General features: G+C 69.7%; 2 protein-coding genes. One reads left to right on the top strand and one right to left on the bottom strand.

Annotated features, from left to right (window positions below; genetic code table 11):
- The coding region (locus ACWDU1_RS31340) for a PfkB family carbohydrate kinase (protein WP_450004030.1) at nucleotides 1–823 on the top strand (823 nt) is incomplete at its 5' end.
- Here ACWDU1_RS31340 and ACWDU1_RS31345 read toward each other — a convergent pair.
- On the bottom strand, nucleotides 818–2,741 hold a 1,924-nt coding region (locus ACWDU1_RS31345; protein ID WP_450004032.1), incomplete at its 5' end, for a glycoside hydrolase family 65 protein. The genes ACWDU1_RS31340 and ACWDU1_RS31345 overlap by 6 nt on opposite strands.

Genomic DNA, 2,741 nt, shown 5'->3' on the forward strand with positions numbered 1-2,741 from the left:
TCTCCTCGCCGCCGAAGGGCTGGACCGGCGCCGGGTTCCGGTCTCGGGTGAGACGCGGGAAGCGCTGGTCGTCGCAGAGAATCGGACCGGTTGTAGCTATCACATCGTCCCCCCGGGGTCCGCGATTTCGGCGACCGATATCGACGGGTTGCTCGCCACGATCCGCTCCGAGCTCTCCGGTGCCTCCGCGCTGGTCGTCACTGGCAGCGTGCCCCCGGGTACCCCCGGCGACTTCACCGCGTCCGTGGCGCGCCACGGGCAGACGGCGCATATCCCTGTCTTCGCCGATGTCGCCGGCGAACAATTCCGCCGGCTGCGCGGCGAACGCCTGTTCCTCGTCCGGCTGGACCGGAAGGAAGCCGGCGATCTGATCGGCCGGCCGATCACCTCTTTCGCCGACGCTTGCCACGCGAATCACGCGCTGCTCGAATCGGCGGCCGCGCAGCACGCGGTCACCACCGTCGGCGCGCTCGGCGCCGTATATTCCGAACCCGGTGCCGATTACGCGATTTCGGCGCCCCCACTGCCGGGAGGTCCGCGCAGCGACGCCTGCGCCGGCGACAGCCTCGTCGCCGTGCTCACCTACCGCGTCACTCGCGGCGACAGCATCCTGCATGCCTGCGAGTACGCGGTCGCGGCGGCCGCGGCCACGGTCGCCCTGCCCGGAACCGAGGTATTCGAACCGGCGACGGTCGAGGTGCTGGCCGAGCAGGTGCGAATCCGGCGACTCGACCGGCATCCGGATGCGGCGGGTCCGCCCCGCCCCTCGCCGGCAGCCACGGGTGGACCGGGTAGAGGCGATCCGGCACGAGACCGGTCATGACCCCGGACGGTCCACCAATCGGACCGTCTCCCCCACGGACAACCGCACGCGCTGGTCCCGGCAGACGATATCGATCGGCGCCGCCGCTCCCGGCTCCGAACCGATTTCGATCCGCCGCCCGTCCACGCGGACGAGGAGCCGGTGGCCGCGATACAGCATGGGAAACGACAGGGTGCCCAGTGCTTCGGGCCAGTGCGGGCAGAAGATCAGCCGGTCGCGCCGCACCTCCAGCCCGGTGAAGCACCGCTGGAGCAGATCGGCGCTGCCGGCCATCGCGGCCAGATGGATGCCTTCGCTGGTGGTTCCGCCCTGAATATCGGCAACGTCCGAGCGCAGTACCCGGTCGAAGAATTCCACGGCGCGATCGCGGTGGGCGCGGGCCAGCACCCAGGAATGCACCAGGGCGCTCAATGTGGACCCGTGTGAGGTGCGGGCAGAGTAGTAGTCGATGGTCCGGGGGATCATCTCACCCGGCAGGTCGTATCCCAGGCCGGCGAACAGTTCCCGGAGTTCGTCGGCCGAGAAGAGGTAGAACAGCATGAGCACGTCGGCCTGTTTGCCCGCGCGGTAGCGTCCGATATCGTCGCCTTCGGCCTCCAATATCCGATCCAGGCGCTGAATATTGCCGTAGCGGCGGCGGTAGTGGTCCCAATCGAGTTCGCGCAGCCGCTCGTACCCGTCGAATTGGCTGATCACTCCCTCATGGAACGGTACATACATGCGGTGCGCGACCTCGCGCCACCGCGCCGGTTCACCCGGCCCGACCGCGAGCCGTTCCAGGAGCTCGGACCGTACCCGGGGCGGGAGCACATCCAGTGCTTCGAGGGCGCACGAGATCGTCCACGCGGCCATCACATTGGTGTAGGCGTTGTTGTCGACCCCGCCGCGGGGTGCCTCCGGACAGCCGGTGTGGAACTCGTCGGGCCCGATGACCCCGGTGAGCACATAGCGATCCCGGTCCCCGTCGAAATCGGCCCGCCCGCACCAGAATCGCGCGACCTCGACAATCAATTCGGCCCCGTAGTCGGCGAGGAATTCGAGGTCGCCGGTGCTCTGGTAGTACTGCCATACGGTGTAGGCGACAGCCGAGCCGATATGGTGCGCGCGGCGGCTGGGATCCGGGTTCCAGTGGCCCGACAGCGGATTCAGGTGCAGGCGCTGGCTCTCCTCCCGGCCGTCACTGCCGGACTGCCAGGGGAACATCGCGCCGGAGAGTCCGGCCGCGGCGGCCGCGCGTCGGGCTTCGGGCAGCCGCCGGTACCGGTACCGCAGCAGCGACCGGGTCACCGCCGGGAACCGGGGGTTGAGGACGGGGAATACGAACAGTTCGTCCCAGAAGACGTGCCCGCGATAGGCCTCGCCGTGCAGGCCGCGGGCCGGTACACCGACGTCCAGATCCGCGGAATTGACCGACAGCGTCTGCATCACATGCAGCAGATGCAGGCGCAGGGTACGCACCGCGGTGCCGTCACCGTCCAGGTCGATCCGCAGGCGCCCCCAGATCCGGTCCCAGGCCCCGGCGTGTCCCGCGAACAACGCGGCGTAGTCGCCCGCGGACTCCAGCCATCGCGGAGCTTCGGCGTCGGGTCCGGCCGAGGCGTGGTCCCGGCCTGTGCGCACCGCGACCGTTTTCTCGAGGGTTACGGACTCCCCCTGCCCGAGCTCGCATGTGAACTCGTGACCGATCTGCCGGTCTGCCCGCACCACCTCCGCGTCCGCGACGGCCCCACGCACCACGGTGCGCGCGGCCACCGCCACCGGTATCCGGGAGCGGGTGGTGCGCGCGGCCAGGAGTACCGAATCACCGGACAACTCCTCGGTCCGGACCGAGGTCAGATGGGCGCCCGACAGCGCCCGGTAGCGGGCGACGAGGCTGTTGTCGACGGTGCCGTCGAGCATCGACCGCAACCGCAGGACG

This window comes from Nocardia sp. NPDC003345 (genome assembly GCF_053589395.1).